Source organism: Pseudocitrobacter corydidari (genome assembly GCF_021172065.1).
Classification (GTDB): Bacteria; Pseudomonadota; Gammaproteobacteria; order Enterobacterales; family Enterobacteriaceae; genus Pseudocitrobacter; species Pseudocitrobacter corydidari.
The window spans coordinates 476,554-494,864 of sequence record NZ_CP087880.1; the positions used below are offsets into that span (position 1 = coordinate 476,554).

General features: G+C 55.3%; 16 protein-coding genes and 1 tRNA gene. 6 read left to right on the plus strand and 11 right to left on the minus strand.

Annotated elements, in window-relative coordinates; translation table 11 throughout:
* Positions 1-37: 37 nt before the first annotated feature.
* Together eco and G163CM_RS02135 are read right to left on the minus strand one after the other, a co-directional pair.
* Complete coding sequence (eco, locus tag G163CM_RS02130; protein ID WP_015963697.1) at positions 38-523, minus strand: serine protease inhibitor ecotin; 486 nt, start codon at positions 521-523, stop codon at positions 38-40.
* Positions 524-664: 141 nt separating this feature from the next.
* A complete protein-coding gene (locus tag G163CM_RS02135; protein WP_231826703.1) occupies positions 665-1,414 on the minus strand; it encodes a DeoR/GlpR family DNA-binding transcription regulator in 750 nt (249 codons plus the stop codon).
* 83 nt (positions 1,415-1,497) lie between these two features.
* On the opposite strand from G163CM_RS02135, the gene G163CM_RS02140 reads away from it, so the two are divergent.
* Both G163CM_RS02140 and G163CM_RS02145 read left to right on the plus strand, forming a co-directional pair.
* On the plus strand, positions 1,498-2,097 hold the full coding sequence (locus G163CM_RS02140) for an NUDIX domain-containing protein (RefSeq protein ID WP_231826705.1): 600 nt from the start codon (positions 1,498-1,500) through the stop codon (positions 2,095-2,097).
* Between the two features lie 83 nt (positions 2,098-2,180).
* The gene (locus G163CM_RS02145) at positions 2,181-3,131 is read left to right on the plus strand and encodes a helix-turn-helix domain-containing protein (protein WP_231826707.1); all 951 of its coding nucleotides are present in this window, start codon (positions 2,181-2,183) and stop codon (positions 3,129-3,131) included.
* Here G163CM_RS02145 and benC read toward each other — a convergent pair.
* From benC to G163CM_RS02170, 4 genes are all read right to left on the minus strand, one after another.
* The gene (gene benC, locus G163CM_RS23480; protein WP_338050272.1) at positions 3,128-5,878 is read right to left on the minus strand and encodes a benzoate 1,2-dioxygenase electron transfer component BenC; all 2,751 of its coding nucleotides are present in this window, start codon (positions 5,876-5,878) and stop codon (positions 3,128-3,130) included. The genes G163CM_RS02145 and benC overlap by 4 nt on opposite strands.
* Positions 5,879-6,142: 264 nt before the next feature.
* Positions 6,143-6,219: transfer RNA gene (locus G163CM_RS02160), tRNA-Pro, on the minus strand.
* A 76-nt stretch (positions 6,220-6,295) separates the two neighbouring features.
* Positions 6,296-8,056, minus strand: a complete 1,761-nt coding sequence (gene yejM / locus G163CM_RS02165; protein WP_231826708.1) for an LPS biosynthesis-modulating metalloenzyme YejM — start codon at positions 8,054-8,056, stop codon at positions 6,296-6,298.
* Between the two features lie 19 nt (positions 8,057-8,075).
* Complete coding sequence (locus G163CM_RS02170) at positions 8,076-8,303, minus strand: YejL family protein (protein WP_015963703.1); 228 nt, start codon at positions 8,301-8,303, stop codon at positions 8,076-8,078.
* 186 nt (positions 8,304-8,489) lie between these two features.
* On the opposite strand from G163CM_RS02170, the gene yejK reads away from it, so the two are divergent.
* Positions 8,490-9,494, plus strand: coding sequence for a nucleoid-associated protein YejK (yejK, locus tag G163CM_RS02175; RefSeq protein WP_015963704.1), 1,005 nt, complete (start codon positions 8,490-8,492; stop codon positions 9,492-9,494).
* Positions 9,495-9,550: 56 nt separating this feature from the next.
* Here yejK and rplY read toward each other — a convergent pair whose 3' ends face one another.
* Both rplY and radD read right to left on the minus strand, forming a co-directional pair.
* Complete coding sequence (gene rplY / locus G163CM_RS02180; protein ID WP_231826709.1) at positions 9,551-9,835, minus strand: 50S ribosomal protein L25; 285 nt, start codon at positions 9,833-9,835, stop codon at positions 9,551-9,553.
* A 123-nt stretch (positions 9,836-9,958) separates the two neighbouring features.
* A complete protein-coding gene (gene radD / locus G163CM_RS02185) occupies positions 9,959-11,719 on the minus strand; it encodes a DNA repair helicase RadD (RefSeq protein ID WP_231826710.1) in 1,761 nt (586 codons plus the stop codon).
* A gap of 273 nt (positions 11,720-11,992) precedes the next feature.
* On the opposite strand from radD, the gene rsuA reads away from it, so the two are divergent.
* The 3 genes from rsuA (at position 11,993) to G163CM_RS02200 (ending at position 14,594) form a co-directional block, all read left to right on the plus strand.
* Entirely contained in the window at positions 11,993-12,700 is a 708-nt protein-coding gene (rsuA, locus tag G163CM_RS02190; protein ID WP_231826711.1) for a 16S rRNA pseudouridine(516) synthase RsuA, read from the plus strand.
* Between the two features lie 14 nt (positions 12,701-12,714).
* Complete coding sequence (locus G163CM_RS02195; RefSeq protein ID WP_015963708.1) at positions 12,715-13,908, plus strand: Bcr/CflA family multidrug efflux MFS transporter; 1,194 nt, start codon at positions 12,715-12,717, stop codon at positions 13,906-13,908.
* 341 nt (positions 13,909-14,249) lie between these two features.
* Positions 14,250-14,594 carry a YejG family protein gene (locus tag G163CM_RS02200; protein ID WP_015963709.1) on the plus strand — a complete coding sequence of 115 codons (345 nt, stop codon included), beginning with the start codon at positions 14,250-14,252 and terminating at the stop codon, positions 14,592-14,594.
* A gap of 3 nt (positions 14,595-14,597) precedes the next feature.
* On the opposite strand, the gene yejF is transcribed toward G163CM_RS02200, so the two are convergent.
* From yejF to G163CM_RS02215, 3 genes are read right to left on the minus strand one after another with little or no spacing between them, the layout of a single operon-like run.
* Positions 14,598-16,187 carry a microcin C ABC transporter ATP-binding protein YejF gene (gene yejF / locus G163CM_RS02205; RefSeq protein WP_231826712.1) on the minus strand — a complete coding sequence of 530 codons (1,590 nt, stop codon included), beginning with the start codon at positions 16,185-16,187 and terminating at the stop codon, positions 14,598-14,600.
* 1 nt (position 16,188) lies between these two features.
* Complete coding sequence (locus G163CM_RS02210) at positions 16,189-17,214, minus strand: microcin C ABC transporter permease (protein ID WP_015963711.1); 1,026 nt, start codon at positions 17,212-17,214, stop codon at positions 16,189-16,191.
* Positions 17,211-18,308 carry a microcin C ABC transporter permease YejB gene (locus G163CM_RS02215; RefSeq protein WP_231826713.1) on the minus strand — a complete coding sequence of 366 codons (1,098 nt, stop codon included), beginning with the start codon at positions 18,306-18,308 and terminating at the stop codon, positions 17,211-17,213. Before G163CM_RS02215 ends, G163CM_RS02210 begins: the two co-directional genes overlap by 4 nt.
* Positions 18,309-18,311: the final 3 nt, after the last annotated feature.

Below are 18,311 nucleotides of genomic sequence, written 5' to 3' on the forward strand. Positions count from 1 at the left end.
CGTTCACGCCGCATCCGGCATAAACATGGGCACTTTATTAACGCTCTACAGCGTTATGCACTTCTTCTTCAGCTTTCCAGACGCGGTATTTCACTTCCACGTTATCCGGGGTATACACCACGATCGGCAGTTTGCTGTTGTAACGCAGCATGCCGTCGTCACCGAGATACGCCGCAACGAACTGTTTGGTCTTCGTTTTGTCCGGGCAGGCCATCATGGTGGAGACCGGCTCGCCAACTTTATCAAAGACGTAGTAGTCATAACCCCAGCCTTCCAGCGTTTTGCTTTCCAGCTTGCCGCCCAGGCGGTGACGGTTACAGTCGACTTCCAGCGTTTTACCAATCATCAGCTCAACTTTCAGCGCTGATTCATCCTGCTGCGCAGGTAACTGAATCACCTGGCGCTTCATGCCTTTTTCCGCTTGCGGATAAGGCGCAACTTTTTCCAGCGGTTGCTCTGCCGCCGTGGCAGAAAGCGAAACAGCGGTCAGTAGTAAAGCAGCGAGCGTAAATGTGTTTTTCACTGTGAATCCTTTTTATCAGTAGTTCATCGGCAAGATTATCATCATTGTCGTGAATGTTAAGTGCCATTTACTGATTTTTGCATTAAGAGTAGTGAACTGTTTTGCGTATTAATCCGAAAACGAAGTTTATCTCTGTCATTATCAAAGCAGTTCAATCTGCTGTTTTGCACAGGCTTCGCGTAACGCGGTATCCGGCTCGCCGTCGATGATAATTGTGCTGGCAAGGGATAGCGGGCCGATGGCAAAAGCAGAAGCGGCGTTCATCTTTTCAGCCGAGGCCATGACCACCGTTTCTGCCGCACGTTGCGACAGGGCGCGTTTTACACAGGCTTCTTCATAATCACCCGTGGTAAAACCGGCACTGGCATGAATACCCGTCACCCCCATAAAAAACAGGTCGGCATTGATATGACTTATGACATCGATCATTGCCGATCCTACCGTCACGACCGAGTGTTTAAACAATCTCCCGCCGATGACGATCACCTCAACCAGTGGGTGATCGACCAGACTGACGGCAATTCCTGGGCTGTGAGTGACGACGGTAAACGCGATATCCTGCGGTATGCGCGCCACCAGTTCGTGTGCGGTGGTTCCGCCATCGATCATCACCACCTGGCCCGGTTGAATCATCTTTACCGCTTTTGCCGCGACGGTTTGCTTTGAACGGCTTTGCACGTTTTTGCGTGTTTCGATAGGGGCTATTGCAGCTGATGCGGGCAGTGCGCCACCGTGAACGCGTTGCAGCAGACCTTCTGCCGCCAGTTCACGTAAATCACGCCGGATAGAGTCCTCTGAAATCAAGAACTTTTGGCTCAGTTCGCTGGATAAAACCTGCTTGTCTTGCGCTAGCAGTTCGAGAATTGCTTTTTTACGTTGGCTGGCGAGCATGAATATTTCTCTTCACGTTTTTTCTTGATGTTGCACGATTGTGCATGACATTATCGTTTTTGTCATTCACCTGAGGAATAAAAATGCACAATAACACGCCATACCTTCGCAACGTTCAGGAACAGCTTCTTTCCGATAACTGGTACGTACTGAAAAAATACACCTTTGATATACAGCGCCGCGACGGTAGCTGGCAGACGCAGAATCGCGAGGTCTATGACCGGGGCAACGGCGCAACCATCCTGCTCTATAACCGCGAGAAAAAAAGCGTGGTGCTGACTCGTCAGTTTCGCTTCCCGGTTTCGGTCAACGGCCATTCTGGCTTGCTGATCGAGGCGGCAGCCGGTCTGCTGGATAAAGCGTCACCGGAAGCGCGGATTCTGGCGGAGGCTGAAGAAGAAACCGGCTTTAAAGTGAGCCACCTGGAAAAGGTCTTTGAAGCCTATATGAGCCCCGGCTCGGTCACAGAGAAACTCTATTTTTTCATCGCGGAATATACCGAGCGCGACCGTACCGGTGACGGCGGCGGGCTGGTGGAAGAGGGCGAGGACATTGAGGTGCTGGAGTGGCCCTTTGAACAGGCGCTGGCGGCGATTTCGCGCGGTGAAATCGTCGACGGGAAAACCATCATGTTGTTGCAGCATCTGGCGCTGAAGGGCGTCTTTAATGAATTACGGGGCTGAATCGAGGTTTTAGACACTCTGACAGGCGGGATACGAAAATCCTGCCTATAAAAGAGTCTTTCATTCAGATTTCCGGGTGACCAATGTTAGTTGACTGGCCGCGTCGTCGTGGGCTGCCTAACTACGCGCTCTATGGCGCAGAGGCCGGGCAGTCGTCGCTGGATATGGTGCACTATGAGCGCATTCCCTCGCGCGCCAGCCGCTTTGGTTTTGCTATCGAGCCCCATTTCCACGATGTTTTGATTCAGGCACTGTATGTTACGCACGGCAGCGGCGAAGCCACCATTGACGGCGAGGTCTGGGCCTTTAACGCCCCGTGCCTGGTCGTCGTTCCCGCTCGCGCGGTACACGGATTTCGTTTTCGCGACGATGTGGATGGTCATGTCATCACCACGGCACAGTCGGCAATCGAATCGGTCGCGCTGACTGCCGCGCCAGATTTACTGGACTTTGTGCGTACACCCGCGATGCTAACCGTCGACGTCGCTCATCGACGCGGGGTGCGTCTTGAAACGCTCTTTGACGCGATTGGCCGGGAAGCCGAGAACAGCGAGCGCTGGCAATACACCGCCGGGCTGGCGCTGACCATTGCGCTGTTTGTGCAGATCGCGCGTTTGAGTGAAAAAGCGGAGCTGGCGGGCAACCCTGCAAGGGCGGCGCTGGTCGCCAGAATTGAACGTTTTCGTGCTTTACTGGATGAACGCTGTCGGCAGCGACAACCCGTGGCTCATTATGCGGCGGCAATGGGGATTTCCTCCGGGCAACTGACGCGAATCTGTCGCGAAGCCTTTGGTATTTCGGCGATTGAAGCCATCGATCGGCGTGCGGTGCACGAAGCGCGGCGTCTGCTGGTCTACTCCTCATTTAGCGTTAAGCAAATCTCGGCGGAATTAGGATTTCGCGATGAAGCCTATTTTGGCCGCTTCTTCCGCAAGCAAACCGGCCTGCGGCCCACGGAGTATCGCCTGCGAGAGCAGGGGCGGTTATCGCAGAGAAAACCGGCTTCCATTAAGAAAGCCGGTCTGGCTGATTAACGCAGCTTCACAAACAAATGCGCGGGCCCGGAGTTGGTCAGATTATTGCCGCGAACGTACTCGATAGGCTGCGCGGGATCGAGCGCAATATCGGAGACTTTACGCGCCACCAGGCGTGTGGCGATCAGCGTTTCAAGTTTCGCCAGCGGCTGGCCGAGACATTTATGCATCCCGTTGCCAAAACCTAAATGACCGGTGGTATCACGGTCGATGTTAAACGTATCGCCGTCCGCAAATTTACGGCTGTCGCGATTGGCGGACGAGAGCAACAACCGCACCACCGCGCCTTTGGGCAACTCAACGCCTGCCACGGTGGTGGCTTCGGTGGTCATGCGGCTGACGCGTTGCACCGTCCCGCGATAGCGCGCCACCTCCTCGACAAATTTATCCGCATCCGCTTCGTTTTCGCGAATACGCTGCACCAGATGCGGATGTTCCGCGAACATGCGAAACGCATTCGCAACCAGAATGGTGGTGGTGTCGTGCCCGGCGATAAAGACGAAGGCGCACAGCTCTTTGGCCTCTTTTTCACTGAGCAAACCCTCCTTCCACATGCGGGCGATGTGTCCCCCAATCGACTGGCTATTGCTGAGGTAAAGTCGTTCCATGGCCTCTTTCAGATAGGCAAAGAAGGCCATGGCGCTTTGTTCATCGGTGCCTGTGCCAGGGGCGTTACGCGCCAGGCGCCCGAAGTAGCTGAAGGTTTCGTCCGACCAGAACTTCATCTTTTCTTCGTCTTCATTCGGCACATCGATCATCGCTGAGATGGTGGCGATGCTGAGTGGAATGGCGAACTCTTCCACCACATCGCCGCCGCCTTTGGCGATCAACGCATCAATTAATACCTCCGCGCGGCGCTCGATCTCGGCGGCAAACGGTTCGATGGCCAGCGGCATAAAAGAGGGCTGAGCAATCTTGCGCAGGCGCGTGTGATCGGGTGCATCATACAGCGTCAGAAAAGTGAGCGGCGGCGGACTGACCACTTCTGATGAGAAGAGTTTTGGGTTGCGAATGGCCTGCCAGACATCATCGTAGCGCGACAGAAACCAGACGTCCGAGGTGGCCGACTGGCAGCGCAATACCGGCGCGTGCTCGCGCATCCAGCGATAATGTTCGTACGGATCGCCCTGCGAACCGTCGTCCACCACTTTGAACGGTTGCAGTTCTTGCGGCCAGCTCAGCTCATGAGAGTAGGGCGGCTGTTCAGCCAATGCCGCGAACGGGCAGCGTGCGGGCTCTGGCTGCGGCGCGGGCGCGACGGCGGTCGATGCGGATTTCTTGCCCAGCGCACGGCTCATGGTCGCTTTGGAATGAAGGGCGTGTTGAGCTATCACTTCACGCGCGGCGTTGATATCACCATACTCAAACGCGCTGACCAGATCGCGATGTTGTTGCACGATATCGCCAACGATTTCAATGTCATCCCGTAGCGCCCGACCAATGTAATCCTGCACCGCGAGTTGCTTATAGAGAGTAATCAGCGGCGCGTTTCCTGATGCCTCAATCAGGAACAGGTGGAACGCATGGTTTGCCTGCGCGTAGCGCGTGACATCGCTAAAGCGCTTCCCGACAACAAACGGCGCGGTCGCCTCGGCGAGCTGGCGGAACGCAAGCAACTGTGCGCCTGACAAGCGCCCCATGGTGAGCTGCACCGCCCCCAGCTCCAGCGCCAGACGCAGATCAAACGTGTCATCGACGTCCTCCGGGGCAATATGTTCTTCCCCCGTCTGCACCACCTGCCCGGCCCCGGCAAACTTCTCATAATAGAAGTTACGCGGCTTCACGCCTTCCGCTGCCAGCCAGTCGCGCACGGCCTCTACCATTGGCGGCGGCCCGCAGAGATAAATATCGACATCGCCGCCGTTAAGCTGCGACGCGGTAATATGTTGAGTCACGTAGCCTTTGTGCGGCGACGAACTTTCAGGGCTGGCGACCGTGCAGAGATAGCTAAAATTCGGCAGGCGCCGGGCGTATCCCTCAAGCCGTGCCAGCTCAACCCGATCTTCATCGTGGGTGACACCGAAGATCAGATGGACAGGCTGCGTGACTTCACCTTCTTCGGCGATCTTATCCAGCATGGACAAAAACGGCGCAAGTCCCGTACCGCCCGCGAGGAATAAAAGCGGGCGTTCGATGGGGCGCAGGTAGAAACTGCCCATCGGCCCGCGAAAGGTGATGGTGTCGCCGGGCTTGGCCTGCTCGCGAAGATAGCTGGACATTAAGCCCTGCGGAACATTGCGGATCAGGAAGGAGACTTCGTTTGCCGAGGGGCCCGAGCTAAATGAGTAGGAGCGCGTCTGCGTGCTGCCAGGCACCTGTATATTGACGTACTGGCCCGGCAGGAAGCGCAGAGCGCTGCGGTTTTCCAGTTCCGCCGAAAATGTGATTGCCGTGGGCGATAGCGCTTCGCAGACGGTGATACGCCCGGTGAATGCCGTGCTGCTGATGCCCGCCGCATCGGACGTGGCTGCAATCTGCACCACGCAGTCGCTGGATGGCCGCATCTGGCAGGTGAGTACGTGCCCGGCATTCGCTTCATCATCGGAAAGCGCGTCTGGCACATAATCACCGAGCGCAAACTGGCCTGATTCACAGGTGGCTTTGCAGGTGCCGCACACGCCGTCGCGACAGTCGAGTGGAATAGCAATTTTTGCACGCAGCGCCGCATCGGCGACGGACTCACCGGTAAGACATTGAATAAAATGCGTCGCGCCGTCTTCAAAGCGTAGGGTGACCTGATGGCTCATTGTTCTTATCCTCGGGTAGCAGGTGATTCCAGCCTCTGACGGACTGGTACGAAACTCGAGACTCCATATCATGCCGTAAGCCCTTTTCAGTCAACGGACAGAAATGACGTAAAACAGGACAAACCGTGCATTAGGCGGAGTTGGTGAGCGGGGGCACATTTTGGGAAGAGAGGCGAAAAGCAGGCATTAAAAAACCCGCAGACTCAGAGAGAATGCGGGCTCTTAAGGGGTACTGAACGTTTAAAACGTATCAGAAAATCTTTTTGGTCGGCACGAGAGGATTTGAACCTCCGACCCCCGACACCCCATGACGGTGCGCTACCAGGCTGCGCTACGTGCCGACACGTGGAGGCAATAGTACCCTTTTCGTTGCTGATTGCAAGCCAGCGATCGCGCGATTGATGCATAAGTAATCAATCAGTTAGCGATGAATCGTTTTTCCTCAGTCAGTACCTGCAGCAGCAGGCTCAGCTGTGGTTTTTGCTCGCGTTCTTTCTCGCCGTCGCTGTTCCACGTCTGGTAATGACCATTGTGGTCAAGCACAACGGTAAAGCGCGGGGTCGTAATCGCCAGCGTGTTGTTATCCGCAGCGGTTACCCAAACGTGGCGACGCGTGGCGCTGAAGAGATCCTGCCCCTGCGAGTATTCATTTGCTGGCGTGCTGACGTGCAACAGACGCTGCATCAGGGTGGTCATCACGTCTTTATGCTCGGTCAGGGCGTCGATACGCTGCGCCGGGGTGCCCGGCCAGTGGACGACCAACGGTACCTGTAGACGTGCGCGTGACCAGTCGAACTGCTCGCGTTCATCGCCCAGCGGCACGCCGTGACCTGCGGTAATAATCACTACCGTGCTATCCAGTTTGCCGGAATCACGCAGCGCGCTCAGCACGCGGTTAATCTGTGTATCGACATCGGCGGCAGCGGCGGCATAGCGGCGGGTGAAGCCTTGCTGCTGGCTGTCGTCGAGGTTGGTGCCGTTAAAGGATACCCACGAGAACCAACGGTTTTCTTCCTGCGCGTAGCGGCCCAGCCAGTTAATCCACTGATTTGCCGTCTGCGCGTCGTTTTGCGATTTGCTTGGCGGCAGCGAGAAGTCCGAAAGCAGCGCCTGACGATAAACCGGGCTATTGAAGCCATCGGAAGAGAACAGGCCCAGCTGATAACCCTGCTGGTTCAGCGCGGTAATCAGCGCCGCCGGAATACGCGCCGAGAGCACGCCATCCATATAGGCCGGTGAAATACCATAGAACAGGCCGAAGGTGCCGTTGTCTGTGGTATTACCCGAACTCATATGCTGGGTAAAGTTGACGTTTTCACCGGCGAACTGGGCCAGAGAAGGCATCTGTTTTTCGAAGCGCGAATAGTTCAGGCCATCGACGGTGATCAGCAGGACGTTTTGCCCTGCGCCCATATCGCGATAGCGCAGTTCGCTCAGCGGGTATTGCACCGATACGGCTTCCGGATCGCCTTGCTCAACCAGACGACGCTGGTAATCCTGCGCATCCAGCAGGCCGTGTTTTTCCAGGAAGCGGCGCGCGGTCATTGGATAAGAGAGCGGCAGGTTTGCTTTCTGCATGGTAATCGGGCGATAGAAGTTGGCATCGGCCCAGATGTACATCACGTGCGAGCTGATAAACGATACAAAAAAGAGCCAGGCGACGGGGCGGAAGTAGCGGCGTCGGCGCATCAGGCTGCGCAACTTTTGCCAGCTCCAGGTAGCGAACAGCATTTCGATAAGCAATATCACCGGCACGCTGATAAACATCAGCTGCCAGTCGCGGGCCATTTCGTTTTGGTCCGGGTTGATAACCAGCTCCCACACCACCGGGTTAAGGTGCAAGTGGAAGCGGGTGAAAACTTCGGTATCGATAAGCAGCAGCGTCATGCCAGCGGTTGCCAGAATCGCGGACAGGAACCGCATTAAGCGCTGCGAGCCGACGATAAACGTCAGCGGAAAGAGAATCAGCAGATAGGCGGCGAACACCAGAAAACTGAAATGCCCGACAAGGCTCAGGTACGAGTAGACGCGACCGGTAAGCGTTGTCGGCCAGTCGGCAACAAAAAGATAGCGGCTGCCGAGCACCATGGCCAACAACATGTTGAACATAGCAAACCAGTGCCCCCAGCTAACCATCTGGGAGACTTTTTCTCGGTAGGGCTGACGATGAGTCACCATAAACTGTTGTGTGTATCCCTTAGTGCGCCGGGTCGTCGTTAATCGAAGACTGTAACGCCTGAGCAAACGAGCGGGCGATAGCCTGGCGCTGAGCCGGGGCGACGCTGCTGTTAATCAGGTTCGTCACCATGTTCCCCAGAACCATCAAAGAGAGGTCTGTTGGAGTCTTGTGTTGTTCCAGTACGTTGACCAGTTCACTGAGCAGTCGTTCAACGTGTTCATCACTGTAGCGGGAATGTTGTGGCATAAATCAAATCTGTCTATATATGGAAGGGCAATATATTACCGTAGCACCAGCATTTTTTCCGCATTTTTTCGCCTTAAACGTCATCCTTTCCTCATGGGCGAAAGGATTAGGCGTTGGAAGAAAGAGCAAGTTGCACAGCAGCCTAAGGGGTGGTTGAATACACCCGATCTAAAAGGAGAGTTTAACATGAGTCTGGATATCGACCAGATTGCGCTGCACCAGCTTATCAAACGCGATGAGCAGACGCTTGAACTGGTACTGCGTGATTCGCTGCTGGAGCCCACTGCGCCCGTCGAAGAGATGATGGCGGAACTGCATCGGGTCTACAGCGCTAAAAATAAGGCCTACGGGCTGTTTAACGAAGAAAGCGAGCTGGCGCAGGCGTTGCGCCTGCAGCGTCAGGGCGAAGAGGATTTCCTGGCGTTCAGCCGGGCGGCGACCGGTCGTCTGCGCGATGAGCTGGCAAAATATCCGTTTGCGGACGGCGGCATCGTGCTGTTTTGCCATTATCGCTATCTGGCGGTGGAATACCTGCTGGTGGCGGTGCTGAATAATCTCAGCAGCATGCGTGTCAACGAGCAGTTGGATATCAGCTCTACCCACTATCTCGATATCAATCATGCGGATATCGTGGCGCGTATTGATTTAACCGAGTGGGAAACCAACCCGGAATCGACACGTTACCTGACGTTCCTGAAAGGGCGAGTAGGGCGTAAAGTCGCGGATTTCTTTATGGATTTCCTCGGCGCCAGCGAAGGGTTGAATGCCAAAGTGCAAAACCGCGGCCTGTTGCAGGCGCTGGATGATTTCTCCGCCGAAGCGCAGCTCGATAAAAACGAGCGTCAGACCGTGCGTAAGCAGGTTTACGACTACTGCAACGAGCAGTTGCAGGCGGGCGAAGAGATTGAACTGGAATCACTTTCCAAAGAGATTTCCGGCGTGAGCGAAGTGAGCTTTAGCGAGTTTACGGCTGAAAAAGGCTATGAACTGGAAGAGAGCTTCCCGGCGGACCGCAGTACTTTGCGTCAGTTGACGAAGTTTGCCGGTAGCGGTGGCGGGTTGACGATTAACTTCGATTCTCTGCTGCTGGGTGAGCGTATTTTCTGGGATCCGGCAACGGACACGCTGACCATTAAAGGCACGCCGCCGAACCTGCGCGATCAGCTTCAGCGTCGCGTGGGTGGCAAATAAGCACCGCCCACAAAAAAAGCCCCGCAATGCGGGGCTTCTTCACAACTTGTCAGCGATTACGCGCGAACGAAGTCGATGTGAGACAGTTTCGGTTTGTAAGCGTGACGCTGAACAGCCTGAACTTTCACTTTTTCTTCTTTGCCATCGATTACGATGGTAACAACTTCTGCGTAAAACTCAGCTTTGTCCTGCATGTTCCACAGTTTGTCGTGATCCAGTTCGATTGCAACCGGAGCAGCTTCGCCACCATAGATGATAGCCGGGAACTTGTTAGCTGCGCGCAGGCGGCGGCTCGCACCCTTACCCTGCTCTTTACGTGCTTCTGCATTGATAGTAAACATTTAAATCTCTCTTAATTATTCCTGCTACAGGCGACCCAGCAGCAGGCAAATGATCTGCTTCACGGATGTGAAAGCGGGCGGCATTTTATACTTAAATGCGCGTCGTATCAATCAAAAGGACGTTTATCCGCGTAATTCATTGGCGCGACGGAAGCGGCCTTCGTAGTCGAAAACCTTCTCGCGCACCTGCCAGAACTGCCCTTTCTTACGGGCCACCACAAAATCGGGATGGCGCAACAGCGCCTGCTGGGCAAGAATATCGGCGGGCGTTATCCAGCGCAGCGGCACGCCGGGCGTGCGGGTATGCGGGCGTATAAAGAGCTGTTCAAAGGCGGTACGCTGCGCCGGTGTATGCAGACGGAAGCGCTCACTCACATCGGCACCGTCTTCATCGTAGTAGGTGATTTTCAGCCACGCGCCTTTGTCATCCGCGCCGTCCTGAAGCACCATGCCGCTACAGCGCAGCACCAGCGCATCTTTGAGCTTCAGCGCCGCTTTAAGCATATCGTCCGGGTCGACCAGCACCGTGTCGCACTCCCGGCAGCGGCGGGCGGCGATATCGTTTTCCGCATTACACTGTGGGCAGTTTTTGAAGCGGAAGCGGTAGTCGCACTGTTCCCGGTGCCCTTCGTCATCTTCCAGCCAACCCTGACAGCGGCGGCCAAAGTGTTCAATCAGCGTGCCGTCAGCGGTAGTTTTACCCCAGAAGGTATTGGCAAAGCCGCAGCCGGGGCAGAAAACCTGGACCGGCACGTTGTCACTTTTGCCTTTTGGCGCACCGACTTCCGGGGCGTAGAGATCGTGAGGGTTTCCGGCGTAGTCCAGAATCAGACAGTCCGTTTTTCCCGGCGACAGGCGCAGGCCGCGACCTACAATTTGTTGGTAAAGACTCACTGATTCGGTTGGGCGCAGAATCGCGATGAGATCGACATGCGGGGCGTCAAAGCCGGTGGTTAATACCGACACGTTGACCAGATAGCGAAATTTCTGCGCTTTGAAGGCGTCGATGAGTTCATCACGCATCGGGCCGGGCGTTTCGCCGGTAATCAGCGCCGCATCGTTGGCGGGCAGCAGCCCGGTGATTTCGCGCGCATGCTCAACGGTGGCGGCGAAAATCATCACCCCTTTGCGATCCTGAGCAAACTCTTCAATCTGGCTGATGATGTGCGGCGTAATACGTTTTTGCTGTTTCAGTTCACGATTGAGATCCGCTTCGCTGAACAGCCCGTTGCTGTTGGCCTGCAGGCGGCTGAAATCGTACTGTACCACCGGCATATCAAGCTGCTCGGGTGGCGTCAGATAGCCGTGTTTGATCATATAGCGCAGCGGCAGTTCATAAATACAGTCGCGGAAAAGCGCTTTTTCGTCGCCGCGTACCATACCGTGATAGTGGAACTGATAAATCCAGCCTTTTCCCAGGCGGAAGGGCGTGGCCGTCAGCCCTAGCAGGCGTACCGTTGGGTTTACGCTCTTCAGGTGGGCAAGGATTTGCTGATACTGGCTATCGTCGTCATCGCTGATGCGGTGGCACTCATCGACGATCAACAGCGAAAATTCACTCTTGAAATGGTCCAGATTGCGTGCGACGGACTGCACGCTACCAAACACCACTTTGCCGTGGCTCTCTTTTTTCTTCAGACCCGCCGCGTAGATATCGGCCTCCAGGCCCAGCGCGCAATATTTGGCGTGGTTCTGTGCGACCAGTTCCTTAACATGTGCAAGTACTAACACACGCCCGCGCGCCAGTCTTGCCAGTTCAGCAATCACCAGGCTTTTGCCTGCGCCGGTAGGCAGCACAATCACGGCAGGGTGCTGATGGCGGCGAAAGTGGTTAAGGGTGGCGTCGACGGCTTCCTGCTGATAGGGGCGAAGTGTAAAAGTCATGGGGCTCGTTTATTAGTTTTGCTCGCGATTAGTATGCCACGAATCTTTTCTCTTGAGTGGTATAACAACCCCGTTATACTCTTCATCCTTCAAGCTGCTTCTGCGTTGGCTGCACTCGTTCACCCCAGTCACGTACTTCTGTACGCTCCTGGGGATTCACTCCCTTGCCGCCTTGAAGCAACTCGAATGATTTTGAGTCTATACTCGATTGTTGTTACTCCATTTTTCGGGCGCGTTGCCCGACACCCGGCACCATACAGGCTAAAAATTTTCATGCGACTTGATAAGTTTATCGCTCAGCAACTCGGCGTCAGCCGTGCTATTGCCGGGCGTCAAATCCGCGGCAACCACATCACCGTGGATGGCGAAATTGTGCGAGATACGGCGTTTAAACTGCTTCCTGAACATGAGGTGGCTTACGAGGGGAACCCTCTGGCCCAGCAGCACGGCCCGCGCTACTTTATGCTCAACAAACCGGAAGGGTATGTCTGCTCAACCGACGACCCGGATCATCCTACCGTGCTCTATTTCCTTGATGAACCTGTGGCGCACAAACTCCATGCCGCCGGTCGTCTGGATATCGACACCACCGGTCTGGTGCTGATGACTGATGACGGCCAGTGGTCGCATCGCATCACTTCACCGCGTCACCACTGCGAAAAAACCTATCTCGTAAGCCTGGAAAACCCGGTCAGCGACGATACCGCAGCGCAGTTCGCCAAAGGTGTTCAACTGCACAACGAGAAAGATCTCACTAAACCGGCGGTGCTGGAAGTGATTACCCCGACGCAGGTCCGGCTGACCATCAGCGAAGGCCGCTATCACCAGGTGAAACGTATGTTCGCCGCTGTGGGCAACCACGTGGTGGGGCTGCATCGTGAACGTATTGGTGAGATTGCGCTCGACGACGACCTTGAGCCGGGCGAATACCGTCCGTTAACCGAAGAAGAAATCGCCAGCGTCGGCCTGTCGCCGCGCTAACATTGAGGTAACTTGTGACATCCAGGCAGCCTTCGTCATTCAATATCGTGTTTATCCTTGGCCTGCTGGCCATGCTGATGCCGCTTTCTATTGATATGTATCTTCCGGCGCTGCCGGTTATTTCACAACAGTTTGGCGTACCGGCCGGTAGCGCGCAGATGACCCTCAGCACCTACATTCTGGGGTTTGCTGTCGGCCAGTTGCTGTACGGTCCGATGGCCGATAGCCTTGGGCGCAAGCCGGTTATCCTTGGCGGCACGCTGATTTTTGCGGTTGCCGCCATTGCCTGCGCGCTGTCAAAAAGCATCGATCAGCTCATTGTGATGCGCTTCTTCCACGGCCTGGCGGCTGCGGCGGCAAGCGTGGTGATTAACGCCCTGATGCGCGATATCTATCCGAAAGAAGAGTTCTCAAGGATGATGTCGTTTGTCATGCTGGTGACCACCATTGCGCCGCTGGTGGCTCCGATGGCGGGTGGCGCGGTGTTGGTCTGGTTTAGCTGGCGGTCGATTTTCTGGATCCTGGCCGCGGCGGCGATTCTGGCATCGCTGGCTATCTGGTTCTTTATCGCGGAAACGCTACCCGTTGAAAAGCGGCAGAAGTTTCATTTACGCACGGTGCTGGGTAACTTCGCCTCGCTGTTCCGCCACAAACGCGTACTGTCGTATATGTTGGCGAGCGGTTTTAGCTTTGCCGCAATGTTCTCGTTTTTGAGCGCCGGGCCGTTTGTTTATATTGAGCTTAACCATGTTTCGCCCCAGCATTTTGGCTATTACTTCGCGCTGAATATCGTTTTCCTGTTCATCATGACCACCATCAACAGCCGCATTGTGCGTCGGGTCGGGGCGTTAAACATGTTTCGCGCTGGGTTGTTTGTTCAGTTTGCCATGGCGGTGTGGATGGTGGCGTGTGCACTGCTGGACGTCGGATTCTGGTCGCTGGTGTTGGGCATTGCGGTGTTCGTGGGCTGCGTGTCGATGGTCTCCTCAAATGCGATGGCGGTTATTCTCGACGAGTTCCCGCATATGGCTGGCACGGCGTCGTCGCTTGCCGGAACCTTCCGTTTCGGGATTGGCGCGATCATTGGCGCGCTGCTGTCGCTGGCAACGTTCAATTCCGCCTGGCCGATGATCCTCTCCATTGGGCTGTGTGCAAGCTGCTCACTCTTTTTCCTGCTCTACGCCAGCCGTCGGCGAAAGTGCGCGTAGTACAAACATTTTGATAAAGGGGCGATTTTTCGCCCCTTTTTTTTGATGCATATCAACCGAAGTACTATTCGTGGTACTTATGTATGTTTCTTTTATGTAAAATCTAATAATGTAAAAAGTCACATTGTTGTAGATAAAAAGGTTGTGTTAGATCACAGAAACGGGTACATATAGCGCCGAAAAGCATCACCCAATTCGCTTGTCGCGACAAAAATAATCACTCAGTCAATGAATAAGCCGTGAGTTGCAGGCGTTTTTTCTGGATGCAGGACGATTTGTCAACAATGTGTTAATATGGATGTAAAATAATTGTGAAGTAAATTGCTTCCGGGGAAAAGAACGTGACCACATTACAGCTTTCAATAGTACATCGACTGCCGCAGGACTATCGCTGGGCGGCGGGGTTCGCAGGTTCAAGAGTTGAACCGATTCCGCAAAGTGGCGATAGCAACGAAAATGCGCTGGTGGCCCTTAAGCTGCTGAGCCCGGACGGTGATAATGCCTGGCCGGTGATGCATACCTTAAGCCAGGCGTTGTCGGATATCTCGCTGGAAAGCTCCGTACTGGAGTGTGAAGGGGAGCCGTGTCTGTTTGTTAAACGTCAGGACGAGTGTGCCGCGACCTGTCGTCTGAAAAATTTTGGCGTGGCGATTGCCGAAACGTTTTCCGGCAATAATCCGTTCTGACTGTCAGCTCAGCGTTATGAGCTGGCGGGTGTAATCCTGCTCTGGTGCAGCGAAAACGCGCTGGCACTCACCCTGTTCGACAACTTTTCCCTGTTGCAGCACAATCACCTGATGGCACAGCGAACGTACCACGTGCAGGTCGTGGCTGATAAAGATATAAGCCAGCCGGTACTTCTTCTGCAATTCCTTCAATAATGCCAGTATCTGCGCCTGAACGGTGCGATCGAGCGATGACGTGGGTTCATCAAGGATGATCAATTCGGGTTTCAGGATCAGCGCCCGCGCGATGGCGATACGCTGACGTTGACCGCCGGAAAATTCCGCCGGATAGCGCTGACGCGTGTCGGGATCTAACCCCACTTCCTGCATGGCCAGAACCACGCGTTGTTCGCGATCGATTGCCGACAGTGCCGGATGGTGCACGCGTAAACCTTCTTCAATGATTTGCAGTGCGTTCAAACGCGGATTAAGCGACGAGTTCGGGTCCTGAAAGACCACCTGAATACGATGGCGCAGCGGCAGGAGCTGCTTACGGCTACGGCCCTGTAGCATTTCTCCGGCAAACTGAATCTCGCCTTTGGAGGCAATAAGCCGCAGCAGCGCCAACCCGGTGGTGCTTTTACCGGAACCCGATTCCCCAACCAGCCCCAGCGTTTCGCCCGCGCGCAGGGTAAAGCTTACATTGTTCACCACGCGATTGTTATCAACGATGCGGCGCAGGACGCCTTTACGAATCGGAAATTCGACGCTGAGATCGTTTACCTTCAGCAACGTGGCGGCATCCGCCGGTAAAGGCACCGGAGAGCCCGACGGCTCGCTGTCGAGCAGCTTGCGGGTATACGGATGAACGGGCGCGGCAAACAGCGCCTGAGCGCTATTCTGCTCCACGCAGCGGCCCTGCTGCATGACCGCCACCCGGTCAGCCAGCTTGCGCACAATGCTAAGGTTATGGGTGATAAACAGCAGCCCCATATTTAACTCGCGTTTTAGCTCGCGCAACAGGGCGAGAATTTGCGCCTGAACCGACACATCCAGTGCGGTGGTCGGTTCATCGGCAATCAACAGGTCAGGGCGCGTCAGTAATGCCATCGCAATCATCACGCGTTGACGCTCGCCTCCGGAGAGCTGATGCGGATAATCCGCCAGCCGTTTAGCGGCGTTACGGATGCCAACCCTGTCCAGACAATCTAACATTTCTGCCCGCGCGGGCTCTTTGCGCATCCCCCGGTGCAGGGAGAGCACTTCGTAAAGCTGTTTTTCCAGCGTGTGCAACGGGTTCAGTGAAACCATCGGCTCCTGAAAAATCATCGCAATGCGATTGCCGCGCACACCACGAAGTGTCTGTTCACTGGCGTGCAGCAGGGATTGGCCCTGAAAACGGATATCGCCGCCAGGATAGCTCACCGGCGGCTGCGGCAGCAGGCGCAAAACGGAGAGCGCGCTGACGCTTTTTCCCGAGCCCGATTCCCCAACCAGCGCCAGCGTTTCGCCTGCGTCTATCTGTAAAGAGAGATCGCTGACCACCGTACGCGTGACGCCCTGATTGCGAAAGGCGATGGAAAGATTGTCTATTTCAAGCAGAGGATGACTCATCTTAAACCGCCTTATTCGGATCGAAAGCATCGCGCACCGCTTCGCCGATGAAAATCAGCAGCGACAACAGTACGGCAACGGAAAGAAACGCCGTGATGCCGAGCCACGGGGCCTGAAGGTTATTCTTGCCCTGCAACAGCAATTCACCTAACGACGGCGACCCCAGCGGCAGGCCGAAGCCGAGGAAATCCAGCGAGGTTAGGGTGGTAATCGAGCTGCATAAAATAAACGGCAGGAAGGTGAGGGTGGCGACCATCGCATTGGGCAGCATATGGCGGAAAATAATACTGCGATCGCTCACCCCCAGCGCCTGCGCCGCGCGAATATAGTCATAGTTTCGCGTGCGTAAAAATTCCGCGCGCACCACGCCGACCAGCGACATCCAGCCAAACAAAACGGTGATTGCCAGCAGCCACCAGAACCCGGGTTGCACGACGCTTGAGAGCAAAATTATTAAGAACAGCGTCGGCATGCCGGACCATACCTCAATAAAACGTTGCCCCCACAGGTCAACCTTACCGCCGTAATAACCCTGAATTGCACCGGCCGCGACGCCCATTACGCTTGAGCAAATCGTCAGCATCAGGCCAAACAGAATCGAGATGCGTGTGCCGTAGAGAATACGCGCCAGCACATCGCCGCCGTTTGCGTCGGTGCCCAGCCAGTTTTGCGATGAGGGCGGAGAAGGGAAGGGGAGATCCGTATTAAAGTCGATGGTTGTTGCGCCGTAGCGAACCGGCGCCCACAGCACCCAGCCGTTTTCGCTCAACTGCTTACGTAGCCACGGGTCCTGATAATCGGCGGCGGTGGCGAACTGGCCGCCGAAAGTTTGTTCGCTGTACTCTTTCACCAGCGGCACATAGAGGCTGCCTTTGTACTGCACCAGTAAAGGGCGATCGTTGGCGATGAGTTCGGAACACATGCTGCATACGAAGACGATCAAAAAGATCCATAACGACCAGTAGCCACGACGGTTATGGCGAAAGCGCGCCCAGCGGGCCTGATTAATTGGGTTTAACGCCATCATCCCCGCCCCTCAAAATCGATGCGCGGATCGACCAGTGTATAGGTGATATCACTGACGATATTCAGCAGCAGGCCAATCAGCGTGAAAATGTAGAGCGTGCCGAACATCACCGGGTAGTCGCGCGAGACGGTCGCCTCATAACCCAGAAGCCCCAGCCCGTTCAGGGAAAACATCACTTCAATCAGCAGCGAACCGGTAAAGAACATGCTGATAAAGGTGGCCGGAAAACCGGCAATGACCAGCAGCATGGCGTTGCGAAAAATATGCTTCCACAGAATGTTGTGCTCGCTGACGCCCTTGGCGCGGGCGGTGACAACGTATTGCTTGCGGATTTCATCAAGAAATGAGTTTTTAGTCAGCATGGTGAGCGCCGCAAAGCCGCCAATCACCGTCGCCAGCACCGGTAGAGTGATGTGCCAAAGATAGTCTGTGATTTTTTGATACCAGGGCAGGGTGTCAAAATTGGCCGATACCAGACCGCGCAGCGGGAACAGATCGTAGTAACTGCCGCCAGCGAAGAACACAATCAACAAGATAGCGAACAGAAATGCCGGAATGGCATAGCCGATAATAATCAACGCGCTGCTCCAGGTGTCGAAACGGCTGCCGTTTTGTACCGCTTTGCGAATACCGAGCGGTATCGACACCGGGTAAATAATCAGCGTGCTCCACAGGCCGAGCGTAATCGAAACGGGCAGGCTGTCCTTCATCAACTGTAAAACGGAAGCATTACGAAACAGGCTATTGCCGAAATCAAAGCGGATGTAATCCCACAGCATTTTGAAGTAGCGTTCGTGCAGCGGTTTATCAAAACCGTAGCGCTGTGTAATTTCAGCAATCACTTCCGGGTCAAGGCCTCGCCCGCCGCGATACTGGCTGTCGGCGATATTACCCACGCCCGCGCGTGCATGACCGCCGCCGGAGCCACCGCCGCCCGTACCGGGCAAACCACCGGGGTTGCCGAATTCAACGGCGGCAATGGCCTGGTCGACCGGGCCACCGGGTGCAATCTGCACAATAAAAAAGTTAAGCGTGATGATTGCCCACAGCGTTGGGATAATCAGCAATAAGCGGCGGAGCAAATAGGCACTCATATT

Coding starts and splice junctions, on each gene's coding strand:
- G163CM_RS02135 (WP_231826703.1), bottom strand. CDS start 1,414: ATGCTCGCCAGCCAACGTAAAAAAGCAATTCTCGAACTGCTAGCGCAA.
- G163CM_RS02140 (WP_231826705.1), top strand. CDS start 1,498: ATGCACAATAACACGCCATACCTTCGCAACGTTCAGGAACAGCTTCTT.
- G163CM_RS02145 (WP_231826707.1), top strand. CDS start 2,181: ATGTTAGTTGACTGGCCGCGTCGTCGTGGGCTGCCTAACTACGCGCTC.
- benC (WP_338050272.1), bottom strand. CDS start 5,878: ATGAGCCATCAGGTCACCCTACGCTTTGAAGACGGCGCGACGCATTTT.
- yejM (WP_231826708.1), bottom strand. CDS start 8,056: ATGGTGACTCATCGTCAGCCCTACCGAGAAAAAGTCTCCCAGATGGTT.
- G163CM_RS02170 (WP_015963703.1), bottom strand. CDS start 8,303: ATGCCACAACATTCCCGCTACAGTGATGAACACGTTGAACGACTGCTC.
- yejK (WP_015963704.1), top strand. CDS start 8,490: ATGAGTCTGGATATCGACCAGATTGCGCTGCACCAGCTTATCAAACGC.
- rplY (WP_231826709.1), bottom strand. CDS start 9,835: ATGTTTACTATCAATGCAGAAGCACGTAAAGAGCAGGGTAAGGGTGCG.
- radD (WP_231826710.1), bottom strand. CDS start 11,719: ATGACTTTTACACTTCGCCCCTATCAGCAGGAAGCCGTCGACGCCACC.
- rsuA (WP_231826711.1), top strand. CDS start 11,993: ATGCGACTTGATAAGTTTATCGCTCAGCAACTCGGCGTCAGCCGTGCT.
- yejF (WP_231826712.1), bottom strand. CDS start 16,187: ATGAGTCATCCTCTGCTTGAAATAGACAATCTTTCCATCGCCTTTCGC.
- G163CM_RS02210 (WP_015963711.1), bottom strand. CDS start 17,214: ATGATGGCGTTAAACCCAATTAATCAGGCCCGCTGGGCGCGCTTTCGC.
- G163CM_RS02215 (WP_231826713.1), bottom strand. CDS start 18,308: ATGAGTGCCTATTTGCTCCGCCGCTTATTGCTGATTATCCCAACGCTG.